General features: G+C 63.0%; 16 protein-coding genes. 6 read left to right on the forward strand and 10 right to left on the reverse strand.

Features of this window, described 5'->3' with window-relative positions; all coding sequences use genetic code 11:
* Positions 1-2: 2 nt before the first annotated feature.
* From CLV89_RS11860 to CLV89_RS11870, 3 genes are all read left to right on the forward strand, one after another.
* Positions 3-2,192, forward strand: coding sequence for a xanthine dehydrogenase family protein molybdopterin-binding subunit (locus CLV89_RS11860; protein WP_106163875.1), 2,190 nt, complete (start codon positions 3-5; stop codon positions 2,190-2,192).
* 205 nt (positions 2,193-2,397) lie between these two features.
* Complete coding sequence (locus CLV89_RS11865) at positions 2,398-3,273, forward strand: NAD(P)H-binding protein (protein ID WP_106163876.1); 876 nt, start codon at positions 2,398-2,400, stop codon at positions 3,271-3,273.
* Between the two features lie 218 nt (positions 3,274-3,491).
* Complete coding sequence (locus CLV89_RS11870; protein ID WP_106163877.1) at positions 3,492-4,043, forward strand: P-loop NTPase family protein; 552 nt, start codon at positions 3,492-3,494, stop codon at positions 4,041-4,043.
* 99 nt (positions 4,044-4,142) lie between these two features.
* Here CLV89_RS11870 and CLV89_RS11875 read toward each other — a convergent pair whose 3' ends face one another.
* From CLV89_RS11875 to CLV89_RS11895, 5 genes are all read right to left on the reverse strand, one after another.
* Entirely contained in the window at positions 4,143-4,808 is a 666-nt protein-coding gene (locus tag CLV89_RS11875; RefSeq protein WP_106163878.1) for a D-lyxose/D-mannose family sugar isomerase, read from the reverse strand.
* A 39-nt stretch (positions 4,809-4,847) separates the two neighbouring features.
* The gene (locus CLV89_RS11880) at positions 4,848-5,471 is read right to left on the reverse strand and encodes a nucleoside triphosphate hydrolase (RefSeq protein ID WP_106163879.1); all 624 of its coding nucleotides are present in this window, start codon (positions 5,469-5,471) and stop codon (positions 4,848-4,850) included.
* On the reverse strand, positions 5,471-6,247 hold the full coding sequence (locus tag CLV89_RS11885) for an ATP-binding cassette domain-containing protein (RefSeq protein ID WP_106163880.1): 777 nt from the start codon (positions 6,245-6,247) through the stop codon (positions 5,471-5,473). Before CLV89_RS11885 ends, CLV89_RS11880 begins: the two co-directional genes overlap by 1 nt.
* Positions 6,247-7,308, reverse strand: coding sequence for an ABC transporter permease (locus tag CLV89_RS11890; RefSeq protein ID WP_106163881.1), 1,062 nt, complete (start codon positions 7,306-7,308; stop codon positions 6,247-6,249). Before CLV89_RS11890 ends, CLV89_RS11885 begins: the two co-directional genes overlap by 1 nt.
* 143 nt (positions 7,309-7,451) lie before the next feature.
* Positions 7,452-8,468: a sugar ABC transporter substrate-binding protein gene (locus CLV89_RS11895; RefSeq protein ID WP_106163882.1), complete on the reverse strand. Its 1,017-nt coding sequence runs from the start codon at positions 8,466-8,468 to the stop codon at positions 7,452-7,454.
* A gap of 186 nt (positions 8,469-8,654) precedes the next feature.
* Here CLV89_RS11895 and CLV89_RS11900 point away from each other — a divergent pair, with 186 nt between their 5' ends.
* The 3 genes from CLV89_RS11900 (at position 8,655) to CLV89_RS11910 (ending at position 11,466) form a co-directional block, all read left to right on the forward strand.
* Positions 8,655-9,851, forward strand: a complete 1,197-nt coding sequence (locus tag CLV89_RS11900) for an ROK family transcriptional regulator (RefSeq protein ID WP_106163883.1) — start codon at positions 8,655-8,657, stop codon at positions 9,849-9,851.
* Positions 9,852-9,961: 110 nt separating this feature from the next.
* Positions 9,962-10,798, forward strand: coding sequence for a sulfite exporter TauE/SafE family protein (locus CLV89_RS11905; RefSeq protein ID WP_106163884.1), 837 nt, complete (start codon positions 9,962-9,964; stop codon positions 10,796-10,798).
* Positions 10,789-11,466: a FadR/GntR family transcriptional regulator gene (locus CLV89_RS11910; protein WP_106163885.1), complete on the forward strand. Its 678-nt coding sequence runs from the start codon at positions 10,789-10,791 to the stop codon at positions 11,464-11,466. The genes CLV89_RS11905 and CLV89_RS11910 overlap by 10 nt, the downstream gene beginning before the upstream one ends.
* 34 nt (positions 11,467-11,500) lie before the next feature.
* Here CLV89_RS11910 and CLV89_RS11915 read toward each other — a convergent pair whose 3' ends face one another.
* The 5 genes from CLV89_RS11915 to CLV89_RS11935 all read right to left on the reverse strand — a co-directional run bounded on the left by CLV89_RS11915 (position 11,501) and on the right by CLV89_RS11935 (position 16,022).
* Positions 11,501-12,295, reverse strand: coding sequence for an ORF6N domain-containing protein (locus tag CLV89_RS11915; RefSeq protein ID WP_106163886.1), 795 nt, complete (start codon positions 12,293-12,295; stop codon positions 11,501-11,503).
* A gap of 178 nt (positions 12,296-12,473) precedes the next feature.
* Positions 12,474-13,535: a TRAP transporter substrate-binding protein gene (locus tag CLV89_RS11920; protein WP_106163887.1), complete on the reverse strand. Its 1,062-nt coding sequence runs from the start codon at positions 13,533-13,535 to the stop codon at positions 12,474-12,476.
* A gap of 36 nt (positions 13,536-13,571) precedes the next feature.
* Positions 13,572-14,861 carry a TRAP transporter large permease gene (locus CLV89_RS11925; protein WP_106163888.1) on the reverse strand — a complete coding sequence of 430 codons (1,290 nt, stop codon included), beginning with the start codon at positions 14,859-14,861 and terminating at the stop codon, positions 13,572-13,574.
* Entirely contained in the window at positions 14,861-15,451 is a 591-nt protein-coding gene (locus tag CLV89_RS11930; RefSeq protein ID WP_106163889.1) for a TRAP transporter small permease, read from the reverse strand. Before CLV89_RS11930 ends, CLV89_RS11925 begins: the two co-directional genes overlap by 1 nt.
* A 61-nt stretch (positions 15,452-15,512) precedes the next feature.
* A complete protein-coding gene (locus tag CLV89_RS11935; protein WP_106163939.1) occupies positions 15,513-16,022 on the reverse strand; it encodes a flavin reductase family protein in 510 nt (169 codons plus the stop codon).
* Positions 16,023-16,027 lie beyond the last annotated feature (5 nt).

Consider the following 16,027-nt stretch of genomic DNA (forward strand, 5'->3'; position numbering starts at 1 on the left):
TCATGACCCTGAACACCTCCCGTCGCGGGTTCCTGAAATCCGCCGCCGCCGCCGGTGCCGTCCTCTTCGTCGGCGCCACCGCCAAGGGCGCAATGGCCGCAGGCCAGAGCGCCGACGCCATGCTGACCCCCTTTGTGAAGATCGATGCCAGTGGTCAGGTGATCGCCATCATCAAGCACTTTGAGATGGGTCAAGGCCCCGCCACCGGCCTCAGCACCATCATCGCCGAGGAAGTCGGCGTGACGATGGAGCAGATCGGCTTTGAGTTCGCACCGTCGGATCCGGCGGTCTACAACAACCTGTTCTTCGGCGCCTTTCAGGGCACTGGCGGCTCCACCGCGATCGCCAACTCCTGGGAGCAGTATCGCACCGCAGGCGCCACCGCCCGCGAAATGCTGATCGCCGCCGCCGCACAGGCCTGGGGTGTTGAGGCCACTGCGCTCGACATCATCGACGGTCAGGTGACCGGTGCGGGCAACAGCGCACCGCTCGGCAATTTTGTCGCCGCCGCATCCGAGATGACGCCGCCCGAAGCGCCGCGCCTGCGCGACCCGTCGGAGTGGAAGACCATCGGCAACCCCAAGACCCGCCGCCTCGACAGCCCGGCCAAGGTCAACGGTCAGGCGCAATTCGCCATGGATGTGCAGCTGCCGAACCAGATGGTCACCATGATCAAGCGCACACCCCAGCGTGGCGGGCTTGTGGTCTCCTTCGACGACAGCGCCGCGAAGGACGTCAAGGGCTTCATCATGGCCCAGACCCTGCCCACCAAACACGGCGTCGCGGTCTATGCGGAAAACACCTGGGCGGCGATCCAGGCGCGCGAGGCGCTGGAGGTCGAATGGGACATGGCCGCGGCCGAAACCCGCTCCAGCGATGAGATCCGCGATGAAATCATGGCCGCTCTTGACGCAGAGCCCACCTACAACGTCAACAAGGCCGAGCGTGCAGCGGTGAAATCCGCCGTTGATGACGCCGACACGGTGGTGGAGAAAACCTTCTACTTCCCGCTTCTGGCCCATGCCCCGATGGAGCCGTTGAACTGCACCATCGAGCAGACCGCCGAGGGTGACATCGTGCTGCATGACGGCGCACAGATGCCGACCGGGCCGCATATGGCCTATCAGCAGATCTTTGAGCTGCCGCCCGAGAAGATCCACATCAAGACGATGCTGGCGGGTGGTTCTTTCGGTCGCCGGGCAACGCCGGATGCGGATTATCAGGTGGAGGCAGGCCTCGCCTTTGTGATGACCGACCGCACCCGCCCGGTGAAACTGATGTGGACCCGCGAGGACGACATCCGCGGCGGCTACTATCGCCCGGCGTTTGGCCATAAGGTCCGCGTTGGTCTGAACGCCGATGGCACGATTGCCGGGTGGGAGCACCAGGTGGCAGGCCAATCCATCATGAAAGGCACCGCCTTTGAAGCCATGTCCGTCCACGACGGCATCGACCACTCCTCCGTCGAAGGCATCGGCGACAGCCCCTACCAGATCCCGGGCATGGCCGTCGGCCTCACCGACACGCAAAAGGCAACCTCGGTGCTGTGGTGGCGCTCGGTCGGGCACACCCACACGGCCTATGTGATGGAGACCATGATGGACATGGCCGCCCGTGCCGCAGGTCGCGACCCGGTGGAGTTCCGCCTGGCGCATCTGACCGGCGATGAGGCCGACCAGACCCGCAAGGCCGGCGTGCTGAGGCTGGCCGCCGACAAGGCCGGTTGGGGCAAGGCACCCACGGGCCGCACTCAGGGCATCGCGGTGCATAAATCCTTCGGCTCCTACGTCGCGGAGGTGGTGGAGATTTCCGGCAACATCGACGATGGCATCGTGATCGAAAAGGTCACGGCGGCGGTCGACTGCGGCATCGCCATCAACCCGGATGTCATCACGGCCCAGATCGAGGGCGGTATCGGCTACGGCATCGGGCACGCCATGCGCGACCAGATCACCCTGTCGGATGGCGCGGTGGAGCAGTCGAACTTCCCCGACTACGAGCCGCTGCGGATCTCGGACATCAAGATGATCGAGACCCATATCGTGCCCTCGACCGTTGCCCCCACCGGCATCGGCGAGCCGGGCACACCGCCCTCGGCCCCGGCTCTGGCCAATGCCATTGCCGCCCTGACCGAAGACAGCGAGCTGGTGGCGGAGCTGCCGATGGCCGAGGCCGGTGTTTACTTCGCCTGATCCCGCCTGCGGTAGTCAGGACTTTGCAATGACATCAGGAGGCGCCTTCGGGCGCCCCTTTTTATGCGCCTGTGGTCCTGCGTTTGCGCCTGCCGTTGCACCTAACGTTGCAGCTGTCCTCGCACCTGTTTGAAAAACCACTTGCCCTCAACCATGGTTGAGCCGCGACAAAGGTCTCCGATCAAAATTATCGGAGACCATGCACATGCGAATTTTCCTTCTCGGCGCCACCGGCTCCATCGGCAGCGCAATCCTCAGCACCCTCGTGGCAGCGGGCCATCAGGCCACCGCCCTCTGCCGCTCCGACCACAGCGCCTCTGCGGTGGCGCGACGGGGCGCCGCCGTCCAACGCGGCGACATGCGCGCACCCCGGGGCTGGGCCCATGCGCTGAGAGATCAGGACGCGGTGATCCAGGCCGCCGCCACCTTCGACACCGACATGGCAGAGGCCGACCGCGCGGTGGTGGATGCGCTTCTCGAGGTGGGCGCGACCCGCAACAGCCCGCTGCGGGTGGTCTATACCGGGGGCTGCTGGCTCTATGGTGACACCGGCGGGCGGGTCGTCGACGAGGCATCCGGATTTGCCCCGATCCCCGCCTTTGCCTGGATGCTCGACCACGCTGATCTGCTGATGCGATGCCCCGGCCTCTCCACAGCCGTGATCCACCCCGCCATGGTCTATCACGCAGGCGGCGGCGTGTTCGATGACATGCTTGCCGACATCCGTGCCCACCGCCCCATCGAGATCCGCGGCCACCCCGACATCCGCTGGCCACTGGTCCATCGCGATGATCTCGCCCTCGCCTACCAGCTGTTGGCAGAAATGCAGGGCCTCACCGGTCACTTCAATGCCGTCGCCCAGACCGGAGTCGAGATTGGTCGGATCGCCGCGACCCTCGCCCGTGCATCCGGGCATGACGGCCAGCTGACCTGCCGTTCCCGCGCCGAGGTGCTCGCCCGCGAGGGGGACTGGGCCGAAGGGCCGATGCTGGATCAACGGCTTTCGGCCAGACGCCTGATCGAGGCCACCGGCTGGACGCCGCAGCACAGGGACCTGAGCCAGACCTTCCCCGCCAGCTGAGCCGTTGCCGTTGCGCCGGACGCCCACATCACGCAACCTCATTAAAACTTAAAAAAATCAGTACGATAGATCACACCTCCTGACCTATTGTTTCGCGCGCGAAACATTGCGTCAGGAGAGTTGACCTATCGTCCGGAAACAATTCTTGTTTTGCGCAACCTGTGGTGGTAGCCCTCGTCGCCTTGAATTTGCACAGCTGCGGACACCGGGAGGTCGCGATGCAACGGGTGATGATCCTTGGACAGCCGGGCTCCGGCAAATCCACCTTGGCGCAAAAGCTCGGCGCCCGCACCGGACTGCCGGTCTTTCACATCGATCATATCCACTGGTCCCCGGGCTGGGTCGAGCGTCCGCGCGACGAAAAAAACCGCCTTTGCGCAGAGGTCCACGCGCGCGCTCAATGGATCTTCGAGGGCGGCCATTCTGCCACTTGGGCCGAGCGACTGGCGCGGGCCGATACGGTGATCTGGCTTGATGTGCCGCTGGGGCGGCGGATCTGGCGGGTGATCCGGCGTTCGCTGTTCTACTGGGGGCGCAGCCGTCCCGACATGCCCGAAGGCTGCCCGGAGCGGTTCAGCTTGGAGTTCTATCGTTTTATCTGGCGCACCCGCCGGTCCTCGCGCGACCAGATCAGACGTCTGATTACGCAGGCCCGGGCGGAGAAATCCGTACATGTTCTGCACACCCTGCGCGACGTCGACAGGTTCCTCGACAGCCTGTCGGCAAACCAGACCGGTGGAACTCCCACAGGCGGCATACAGACGGGATAGCTGCGCAGTCTGCGCGCTGCATGGCACGGAAAGCCCCGAGATATTGCACCTAGATTGCCCGTGATGAAGGCCGCAAACCGCCATCACCCGGCGCGCGGATCAGTAGTCCGACACCAGCAGATGAGACGGTGCTACATCCTCGTCAATGTCACTGAACCGACCGATCTTCATCTCGAACACATTGTCGGTCCGGTCATCATTGACGGTCGAGACCTCGCCGATCAGACAATCGCTTCCCTCCGCCCAGAACGCATGCCAGATGCCCGGCATGAGGGTGACGCTCTCGCCCGGTTGCAGCATCAGCTTGCCACCGGCAGGCAGCGTCCGCGCAATCCCATCCGTAGGCACAGTCACATCGGCCGAACGGTCAATGCCGCCCTCTGCATCCGGCGCGAACAACTCAATCACCAAGGTGCCGCCGCCGCGGTTGATGATGTCCTCGGCCTTGATGTCGTGACGATGCATCGGCGACAGCTGATCGCGGCGTGAGATCATGACCTTCTCCGCATAGAGCATCCCTCGTCCGGCGCTCAGATCGGCGTGGCTGCCGTTGCGGGTGGTGAACAGGAACAGACCCAGCTCGTCAAACCGACCCTGCCCGTAGTCCGTGATATCCCAGCCAAGGCCACGAGAGCGGATATCTGCAGCCTCCGGAGCGCGCATTTGCTCCGGCGTCCAATGGGCGAAGGGCGGAAGATGCATGCCGTGACTTTTGATGAAGGACCAACTGCGGTCCAGAATATCGTTTACCTCAGAGCGTTTCATGCCCGGTCTCCTTGATCGTCATTTTTGCTACGCCCCGCCTCAACGCCATGTCAGATCGGCGGGCAGTCTGGCGCTCGCGATGCGCTCAGCATTGGCAAGATCATTGCCCCGCGCCCGCGCCTCTGCCGCGGCCTGATCAAGGCCATGGGTCAACCAGCGCTGCACCAGCCGCGCCTCCAGGTCCGCAAGCGGAACATCCAGTCGGATCGATACGTCCCACAGATCCGCCAGTTCGCGCCAGCCAGGTTCGTCAAACAACAGGTAGTTGCCTTCGATCACAGCGATGCTGCAGTCCTGCCCCACATGCGCCGCACCGGCGATGGCAAGATCGCGACTGCGGTCGAACAGCGGGTAGATCACTTCATCATCCGCGCGCAGCGCATGGCAGAGCCGCTTAAAACCGCCCAGATCGAATGTCTCCGGCGCGCCCTTTCGCGGCATCAATCCGCGTGCTTCCAGCAACCGATTGTCCAAGTGGAACCCGTCCATCGGCACGACCTCAGACCGGACGCCGCGCTCTGTCAGCATGGCCGCCAGCGGCTCCGAAAGGGTCGATTTACCGCTGCCCGGCGCACCGGACAGGGCAACCAGTCGACGCCCCCCGCCCGACAGGTCCAGCCGGGCAAGCACCGCATCACACAGCTCTTCCATCCGTCGCAGCATCACGCCACCGACATTTCCTGCTCCGGCTCCTTGGCGCCGGTCATATAGGCCACCGCATCGGACATCTCATGCTGTTTTGGGTCAATCACGCAGAGCCGCTTGCCCAGTCGATGCACATGGATGCGGTCGGCGACCTCAAACACATGCGGCATGTTGTGGCTGATCAGGATGATCGGAATGCCGCGCGACTTCACGTCCTGAATAAGCTCCAGAACCCGGCGGCTTTCCTTGACGCCAAGCGCCGCCGTCGGCTCATCCAGAATGATGACCTTGGAGCCAAAGGCCGCCGCGCGGGCCACGGCGACGCCCTGACGCTGGCCACCGGACAGGGTTTCCACCGCCTGATTGATGTTCTGGATGGTCATCAGCCCGAGGTCGTTGAGCTTTTCCCGCGCCATCGTTTCCATCCGGGCCCGGTCCAGCTGCCGCAGAACCTGCCCGCGCCAGCCCGGTTTGCGCAGTTCGCGCCCCATGAACATATTGTCGGCGATCGACAGCGCCGGAGACATGGCGAGGGTCTGATAAACTGTCTCGATCCCCGCTTCGCGTGCGTCAATGGGCGAGTGGAAGTTGATCGGCTTGCCGTCCAGCTCCACCGTGCCCTCGTCCGGAATCACCGCCCCCGACAGGGCCTTGATCAGGGTGGATTTGCCAGCGCCGTTGTCACCGATCACCGCCAGGATCTCGCCCGGCATCAGCTCAAAATCACAGTGATCGAGGGCCGTCACGCGCCCGTAGCGTTTCACCAGGCCGCGACCTTTGAGAATGGGTTCCATTACACCGATACCTTTCTGATCCACTGGTCCACTGCGACGGCAGCGATGATGAGCACACCGATGAGCAGATAGGTCCATTGCGCGTCCGCCCCCAGCAGCCGCAACCCGAGGGTGAAGACCCCGACGATCAACGCGCCAAAGAAGGTGCCCAGCACCGAGCCGCGTCCTCCAAAGAGCGAAATGCCCCCGATCACCACCGCGGTGATGCTCTCGATATTGGCGAGCTGGCCGGAAGTGGGCGAGACCGAGCCGATGCGCCCGATCAGGGCCCAGCCGGCAAAGGCGCAGATCAGGCCCGACAGCATGTAGACTGAAATCAGCACCTTGTCGGTGTTGACGCCCGACAGCTCCGCCGCCTCCTTGTCATCGCCCACCGCATAGACGTGTCGCCCCCAAGCGGTGTGGCGCAGCACATAGGCGAGGATCAGCACCAAGAGCACCATGAACAGCACGCCATAGGTGAAGACCGCACCGCCGATTTTGAACTTCTCGCCAAAGAACTGCAGGAAAGGTGCCTCGGCGGATATTTCCTGGCTGCGGATGGTTTCATTGGCGGAATAGAGGAAATTGCCCGCCAGCACGATTTGCCACATGCCGAGGGTCACGATGAAGGGCGGCAGCTTCATCCGTGCGACCAGCCAGCCATTCACAAAACCGCAGGCGGCGCCGCACATCAGCCCGCACGCCACCCCGAGCGCCGGCGGCAGCCCGTAGCGGAAGGTGAACTGACCCATGACCACCGAACTCAGCACCATGATCGCGCCCACCGACAGGTCGATGCCCGCGGTCAGGATCACCAGCGATTGCGCGCTGGCCACGATACCAACGATGGCCACCTGCTGGAGGATCAGGGTCAGCGCGAAGGGAGAGAAGAATTTCGACCCCAGCAGCGCACCAAAGGTCACGATGGACAGGATCAGCACGATCAGCGGCACCAGCGAGGGCGTCACATGCAGCGCGTGTTGGAGCCTCTGGATAAAACTCTGATGGCCCTGATCGAACTCTGCCACCTGATCCGGGCTTCCGGTGACAGCGGCTTCATAGCTCTGCGGGGTAGACATGATGCTCCTCCAAATCACCCGATGTCAGCGGGGTTGGTGTATTTTCTCTTGTGGTCCGAGAGACCAATGGGGCGGGCACGCATGTCCACCCCATTGGTATTGTGTGTGGAGAGAGGGGGCGAATACGCCCCCTCCGTGTCAGCTCAACCCCAGCAGAGGTTGGTGCCCTCTTCGGTGTCGATGCTGTCAACGCCATCCACGGGTTTGTCGGTCACCAGTGCAACGCCAGTATCAAAGAAATCCTTGCCCGGTGTCGGTTCCGGCTTCACGCCTTCGTCGGCCCATTTCTTGATGGCCTCAACACCGAGGGACGCCATCATCAACGGGTACTGCTGCGACGTCGCGCCGATCACGCCGTCCTTGACGTTCTGCACGCCGGGGCAGCCACCATCGACAGAGACGATCAGAACGTCATTCTCACGTCCGATGGATTTCAGTGCCTCATAGGCACCGGCGGCAGCGGGTTCGTTGATGGTATAGACCACATTGATCATCGGATCCTTGGCGAGCAGGTTCTCCATCGCCCTGCGACCGCCCTCTTCATTCCCGGCTGTCACGTCATTGCCGATGATGCGCGCGTCGTCCTCATCGCCCCATTTGTTGGGATCACCAAGGTCGATGCCAAAGCCCTGAAGGAACCCCTGATCGCGCAGCACGCCAACGGTGGGCTGGCTGACCGCCAGATCGAGCATGCCGATTTTGGCGTCGGCTGCGTCCTCACCCAGTGCAGCGGCAGCCCATTGGCCGATCAACTCACCGGCGAGGAAGTTGTCAGTCGCAAAGGTCGCATCCGCCGCGTCGATCGGGCTGAGCGGCGTGTCCAGCGCAATCACCACAAGGCCCGCGTCGCGCGCCTGCTGCACTGCGGGCACGATGGACGAGGTGTCGGACGCGGTGAGCAGGATGCCCTTGGCCCCATCCGCGATGCAGGTCTCGATCGCCGCAACTTGCGTTTCATGATCGCCGTCGATCTTGCCGGCAAAGGACTTGAGCTCCATGCCAAGCTCTTCGGCCTTGGCGGTGGCGCCTTCCTTCATCTTCACGAAGAAGGGGTTGGTGTCGGTTTTGGTGATCAGGCAGGCAGTCACCTTGTCATCGGCCTGTGCGGCACCTGCAATCAGGCCCACACCAGCGATGGTGGTCAGCAGAAGTTTCTTCATGGTCTCCTCCCAGAAACGCGTATTTCATGTCGCTTCGCCCCACCCTGTTCTCCCTTGGCGGGTGCGTCGCCTGCCCGCATGAAAGCCGCGATTCCTCGCCACTGTCAATAAATAATTCAACTTGATTTATTAACTATCCAGCGGCACGCTCTTGCCTCATGTGGAGGAGGAGCGCATAGACCGCACATGCCAGAGACACGTCCCTATACCAGCGGCGCAAATCAAAGCGAGGTGCGCGCGCATAATGAACGGTTGATGCTGTCGGTCCTGCATCAGGACGGCGCCATGCCGGGCAGCGAGATGGCACGGCGCACCGGCCTGTCGTCGCAAACGGTGTCGGTCATTCTGCGCAAACTGGAGCAAGATGGGCTGATCCTGCGTGGCGAGAGCCAGAAGGGACGCGTCGGGAAACCCTCGGTGCCCATGGGCATCAACCCCGAGGGGCTGTTTTCCTATGGCATCAAGATCGGGCGGCGCAGCACCGACTTGATGCTGATCGATTTCAGCGGAGGCATTCGCGCCGAGCGCCGCCTGCGGTATCGATACCCGCAACCTGACGAGGTGTTCGGCTTTATCGAAACCAGCCTGCGCGACATCGGGTCCGACCTGACCGCAGATCAGCGCGACCGCATCTGCGGTATCGGCGTCGCGACCCCCTTTGACCTGTGGCGCTGGCACGCACAGGCCGGCGCACCAAAGACCAGTCTTCAGGCCTGGAAAGAACTGTGCCCGGTGACCGAAATCGCCCGGTTCAGCCCCCTGCGATGCTTTGTCATCAACGATGCGACCGCCGCCTGTCGCGCGGAGCACATGTTCGGTGCCAGCCGCGCCTGGCGGGACAGCATCTACTTCTTCATCGCATCATTTGCCGGCGGCGGCGTGGTGCTGAACAATTCTGTCTATGAGGGCAGCATGGGCAACGCAGGGGCGCTCGGCCCGCTGCCCACGCGCCGTCCCGATGGAAGCGACGGACGCCTGCTCGACACCGCGTCGATCCGCGAGCTGGAACGGAGACTGGTGGAGGTCAATATCGATCCGATCGTGCTGTGGACGCAACCGCAGGACTGGAGCCGTCTGGAAGAGCATGTGGCGCAATGGCTGGAAGACACCGCTGTTGCGCTGGCGCGCGCGGCTCTTGCAACCTGTGCCGTCATCGATTTTCAGGCTGTGGTGATAGATGGCGCCATGCCCCCGTCCCTGCGCGCGCGTCTCGTGGATCGGGTACGCGCCGAGCTGCCAACGCTGGACGCACGCGGTTTGATCCGACCCGTTGTGGCAGAGGGTGAGATTGGCGCCCATGCCTCTGCCCTTGGAGCCGCTGCCAAACCCCTGATCGCGCAATATCTGATGGACACGCACGCCGGGTTTGCTCCGGCGTCCTGAGACGCGACCCTGCCCCACCGGCGAGGGTTGACGGGTGATTTATGCGCGGCTTACAACCAATCTCAAATTGGTTGCCTCCCATCGAGGCCAGAAGTCAGGGCGAGAGACACATGTTGGAAATTGAAACGCTATTGCCCCTGGCGGGCGTTGCCGCTGCTGCAGGGGTTGCCGGGGGCATTCTTGCCGGCCTGCTGGGTGTGGGGGGCGGTATTGTCATCGTGCCCGCACTCTATTTCGTACTGGCCCTGACCGGCATGGATCCGGCGCTGACCATGCAGGTTGCCGTTGGCACGTCACTGGCCACCATCGTCTTTACTGCGCTGTCGTCGGGCTATGGGCACTATAAGAAAGGCGCTATCGACATGGCGCTGCTGAAGCTCTGGGCGCCGTCGATCCTGGCGGGTGTCGTCATCGGCGGGGTTTTGGGCGGGCTGGTCTCCGGCAATGTACTCATCGTGGTCTTTGCCACCGTTGCCATGGCTGTTGCCCTCGACATGATTTTGCGCAAACCCAAGGAAACCCAAGAACCGAGATCATTCTCCACACCCGTCTGGGCTGGTCTGGGCGTGTTCGCCGGTGCGGTCTCGGCGATGATGGGGATCGGCGGTGGCTCCGTCTGCGTGCCGACGCTCAGCTTTCTTGGCTATGACATCCGCAAGGCGGTCGGCACATCAGCCGCAATCGGGTTCATCATCGGCCTGCCGGGCGCCCTGATCTACATGGCGACGGGGTTCGGTGCCGAAGGTCTGCCACCGATGTCGCTGGGCTATGTGAACCTGCTGCTGGCGGCGATCATCATCCCGCTGTCCACCACATTTGCGCGCGTGGGCGTGAAACTCGCCCATTCGATCCCGCGCCGGGCGCTGAAGCTGTCGTTCGGACTGTTCCTGATGGCGACCTCGCTGCGCATGGTTGCGGATCTGGCCGAGCAGGCCGGATGGCTCTGAAGCCACCTGCCCCCGGCGCCGAGGCCCTGCGTCAGGCGATCCTGAGCGGGGAGCTGGCGGAAAACGGGCGCCTGCTGCCCGAACGTGCGTTGGCACAGCGACTGTCCGTATCCCGCGCGCAATTGCGCGGGATATTGGATGATCTGGCCAGCGACGGTCTGGTCTTTCGCCGCCATGGGCAGGGCACCTTTTTGCAGCCGCCACCCGTGCAGGGCGCGGAGCGGCTCGGCGCGCTGGCCCAGCGTGTCTCTCCCCACGATTTGATGGAGGTTCGCCTTGATCTGGAACCCGCACTGGCCGCGCATGCGGCAGAGCGCGGCCGCGCAGAGGACAAGGCACGCCTGGCGCAGCTGACCAAAGCCACACGGTCTGCGGCCGACGCCGCCAACTATGAACGGGCCGATGATCTGTTTCACTACAAGATCGCGCAAATGGCCGGGAACGCGGTTTTTTTGACGCTGTTTGAGGAAATTCGCAGCCTGCGGCAGGCAGCAGATTGGACGCGCCTGCGGCAAGACGTTCTCGGCGTGGACGAAATCTCGCGGATTTCCGACGCGCACACGACCATCTGTGACGCGATCTGCGCCGGCCAGTCAGAAGCGGCGCGTCTTGCGATGCGCGCGCATCTGGAGCAGGTCTGGCAGACGTTGGAGCGCGCGGAGGGCTGAAAAGCGTACGAGCCCCGGTGGCGGCTCCGTCCTGTCAGCCGCCAAGGTCCTTGAGAACCGCCAGCAGGTTGTCGACGTCTCCCTGTTCCAGATAGCGCTGCACCTCGATCACAATCCGGAGCTGCTTGGCCAGATAGGCAAGCTGACGGTGGTTGTTCTCGATGTGGCGGGCCGAGATTTCCGCGTCGATGGCCTCGGCCTCCTTGAGCAGTTTCTGCACCTCGGCGAGGGTCTTTTCATTGGCGATATCCTGTTTCTTCAGATGCGCCTTGATCGCCGACAGCCCCTCCAGCGCGATGGCACGGGCCTCGTCACGCACGGTGGTTTCCTGCTCCGGGTCGGCGATCGCGTCAAGCACCCTGCCCAGCGCCGCATCCAGTTTTGCAACCAGCCCGCTGCGCTCGCCTCCGGCAATGGGCAGCAGGTCGTTCACCGGCAGCGACAGAGGCAGGTTCTGGCCCTTGGCCTTTGCCAGCAGTCCCCGGCGTGCGGCGACAAAGGTCTTGATCACGAAGCGCGACGCTTCGGCCGCGCGTGGTGAGCGCATCAGCGTCGCGGCCATCACCGCGCCATGCTCTGTATACATGAGCGGCGGCGTGCGCAGGCCACCATGGCCTTTTGATATTCCAAGTTGGAATTTCAAGTCGGCGAATTCTTCTGCATCGAGGCGAAAGGCAAAATCCTCGCCAAAACGATCGGTGTTGTTGCTCACCAGTTTGTTGAGGTTGCCGGTGGTGTAATCGAACAATGCGGCCAAATCGGCGTCGCGGATCACCGGTTGGCCGCGAAAGGTAAAAATCTGCGGTGTGGTCAATGTCTGATCCGTCATGCGGGCGCGCGGGGCTCCTGTCGGTGAAACGTCAATGACCCCAAGGTTGATCTTCCGGACCGGAAGATCAAGCCGAGACTGACCGCCGTCCGACACACGCCCGGCACCGCCGCACATCTGAAAACCAGAACGGGCGGACCAATGGCCCGCCCATCCCTGCGATTTCGCAATCTTCGGATTATTGCAGATCTTTGGCGCGGGCCGCGTCGATCTCTTCTTCTGCAACCGCGACGGCATCGGTCAGCGCGGCAAAGGCCTCCTCGCCCTTGGTCACATTGGCCTTGAACCAGTCGTAGACCGGCGAAGCAGCCTCTTTGAAGGCGGCTTTCTGCTCAGGTGACGGAACATACAGATCCCCGCCGCCCGCGACGAATTCCTCGTAGGCTGCGATCGACTTGCGCTTGGGCGAGGCAAAAGTGGCCTGCTGCAGCGCGTAGAAGCCATCGACAACCACCCGGCGCATATCTTCGGGCATCGCCAGGAAGGACTCGTTCGACATCCACCACAGGGCGCCCATATAGGCGTGACCGTCCAGGGTGATGTACTGCAGCCCCGCATCCGGGAATTTCATGCCCATGATGTCGGTGATGCCGTTCTTGGAGCCTTCGACCACGCCGGTCTGAAAGGAGGTGAACAGCTCCGGCCATGGGATCGGGGTCGGCGAAGCGCCCAGCGCCTTCACCAGTTCCTGCGGCAGGTCCGCGACCACGGTACGGATCTTCAGGCCGTCCATATCAGACGGCTCTGCCACACGGCGCTTGGTGTTGGCAAAGTTGCGCCAGCCGCCGGTGTTGCCGATGGTCATCAGGCGGATGGTATCGCCGGAATCCTCCAGCGCCATATCGCGGATTGTGCGGGTGAAATCACCCGACAGCACATGCTCCGCCACCCGGTCGTTGGCCATCAGATAGGGCAAATCCAGCACCTGCACGTAAGGGAACAGGCCCGCCGCGCCGCCGGAGGTGGAGATATAGACGTCGATGGAGCCATCAGCCACGCCCTGCAGGCATTCCGCGCCGTTCGAACACAGCTGGGTGCCGATGAACAATTCCACCTCGATGGCGCCGTTGGAGGCCGCCTCGACATAGTTCTTGAACACCACGAGACCGTCATAGTCCTCGTCGTTCTCGTTGGAATTGGCGGTGGCGCGGATGGTGTAATCCGCGGCCAATGCGGATGTCGCCGCACTCCCTGCCATAAGGGCCGCAACGGCGACCGTCTTGAGGGCTTTCTTGAGCATTTAGTGTCCTCCCTGATGCTCTTCTCTTTTATGCAGTCAATTCACAAACCCGGTCAGACGCGGGATCGTCATGGAAATGGCCGGAACGAAGGTGATCAGGAAGATCACCGCGATCTCTACGGCCAGAAACGGCAGGATGGCGCGCGCAATGGTGGTGACCCGCTCGCCGGAAACGGCCGAGGCTACAAACAGCACCAGCCCCATCGGCGGTGTCGCCAGCCCCACGGTGAGGTTCACGCACATGATGATGGCGAAATGCACGGAATCGACGCCAAGGCTTGCAAACACCGGGCCAAGGATCGGACCGAGAATGATGATCGCCGGTCCCGCATCGAGGAACATCCCCACCACAAACAGCAACAGGTTGATCAGGAACAGCAGCAGCAGCGGGTTTTCCGTCAGCGTCAGGATGAACTCAGCCAGCTGCTCCGGGGCATGGCTCAGCGACACCACCGTCTTGAACGACATCGCCGCGCCCACCAGCAACAGCACTACAGACGAGGTAATGCCGGCCCGGGTGAAGACATCTGACAGCTCGCCCAGTTTAAGCGTCCGCAGCACAAACAGACCGATCACCAGCGCATAGGCGACGGCAACGGCGGCGGCCTCGGTCGGGGTGAAGACCCCTGCAAGGATGCCACCGAGGATGATCACAGGGGTCAGCAGCGGGAAGAACGCCTTGAGGCTCGCCTGTCCCCGCTCGCCCCAGGAATAGCGGCGCGAGGCGACGGGGAAGTCGTATTTATCGGCCATGACCTTGACCATGACCATCAGGCCAACCCCGACGAGGATGCCCGGCACCAGCCCGGCCAGGAACAGCGCCGCGACGCTCTCGCCCATCACATAGGCGTAGATGATCATGATGCCCGACGGCGGAATGATCGGCCCGATGACAGAGCTGGCGGCGGTGATCGCGGCGGCGAACTTGCGGCTGTAGCCCTGTTTCTCCATCGCCGGGATCAGCATGGAGCCGAGCGCCGAGGTATCCGCCACCGCCGAGCCGGACAGACCGGCAAACAGCATCGACGACAGCACGTTTACATGTGCAAGCCCCCCGCGCAGATGCCCCATCAGCGCCTGAGAGAATTCAACCAGCCGTAGCGTGATGCCGCCCCGGTTCATCAATTCGCCCGCCAGCATGAAGAAGGGGATCGCCATCAGCGGGAAACTGTCCATGCCGTTATAAAGGTTGCGGTACAAAAGCGTGATGTCGCGCTCCTGCCCGTTCAGCCACAGCATCAGGCCCGGCGCGGCCAGAAGGCCAAAAAACACCGGCAGGCCGACCATCAGGAACAGCAGGAAAAGCGGCAAGAACCAGATCAGCATCACTCGGCTCCTTTGGCAGTGGCGAATTCAATTTCAGGCAGGCGGTCCGCCCCGCCGAGAAGCGCAACAAGGCGGTGCAGGATCAGCTCCACATTGACGAGGATCAGCAACGCCAGCCCCACCAGAAGCGAGAGCATCATCCAGCTGCGCGGCAAGCGGAACCAGCTGTCAAAGGCGATGGAGGTGGGCAGGTAGAGAGAGGCTGTGGCGAAACGACCACCGATGCCGGTGACCTCCTTGTAGCCGATCTGGATGGCCACGATCATCACCAACAGGCTGAGCCCCAGAAGGATGAGCGACAGGAGCGAACCGACCCGCTGCGGCAACATCGCAGAGACCGTATCGATGGCGACAAACCCACCCTGGCGAAACGCCGTCGGCGCCATCAAGCCGGTCATCCAGAGCATGCAGAACCGCGCCGCCTCGTCAGGCCAGGGCAGCGCGTTGTTCAGAACGTAGCGACAAAAGACTTGGATCAGGATTGCCACGACCATGGTCGCCACAGCGGCACATCCCAGCCAGCGCCCGATGCGCAAGAGGGTTGAGTTGATCCAGTACAGCGATGTCACCACCGCCATCAATGCGTTCATGTTGCTCCTCCCAGAACCCGAACTTCGAAGCGCCCTCCCAGACACCCCGACAGCGCACCTGTCAGTGCCCGGTGACGCGGCCCATTTGCCCTTTGAAGAAGGCAAGCGCCTCGCCTTCCTCACGCATCTCCGCCCGGTTCACGACGCCCAGCACGATGGCATGGTCTCCCCCGTCATAAACCGCATGGCGGCTACATTCGAAACGCGCCAGACAGCCCTCAAGCACCGGCACGCCCTCCGCATTCAGCGCCAGATCGAGATCACGCAGCCCAGCCGCATCCTTTGCCACGCTGTAGCAAAGGTCCTGCTGATCCGCGGCAAGGACATGGATCGCGTAGTGCTCTGCGGCCTCGAAATAGGGAAAGCGCCGCGAGTTGCGGTCCGGCGACCACAGAACCATCGGCGGGGTCAGTGACACCGAGGAAAAACTGCTGGCGGTGATCGCCACCACACCTTCGGGCGTCTGCGCCGTCACGATGGTCACGCCAGTTGCAAAGCGGCCAAAGGCATCGCGCAGCAGTCGGGTGTTGCTCTCGTCCGGCACAAAGGCCTGTTGTGTCTTGTTGCTCATGTGCA

It is taken from the genome of Tritonibacter scottomollicae (assembly GCF_003003215.1).
Taxonomy (GTDB): Bacteria; Pseudomonadota; Alphaproteobacteria; order Rhodobacterales; family Rhodobacteraceae; genus Epibacterium; species Epibacterium scottomollicae.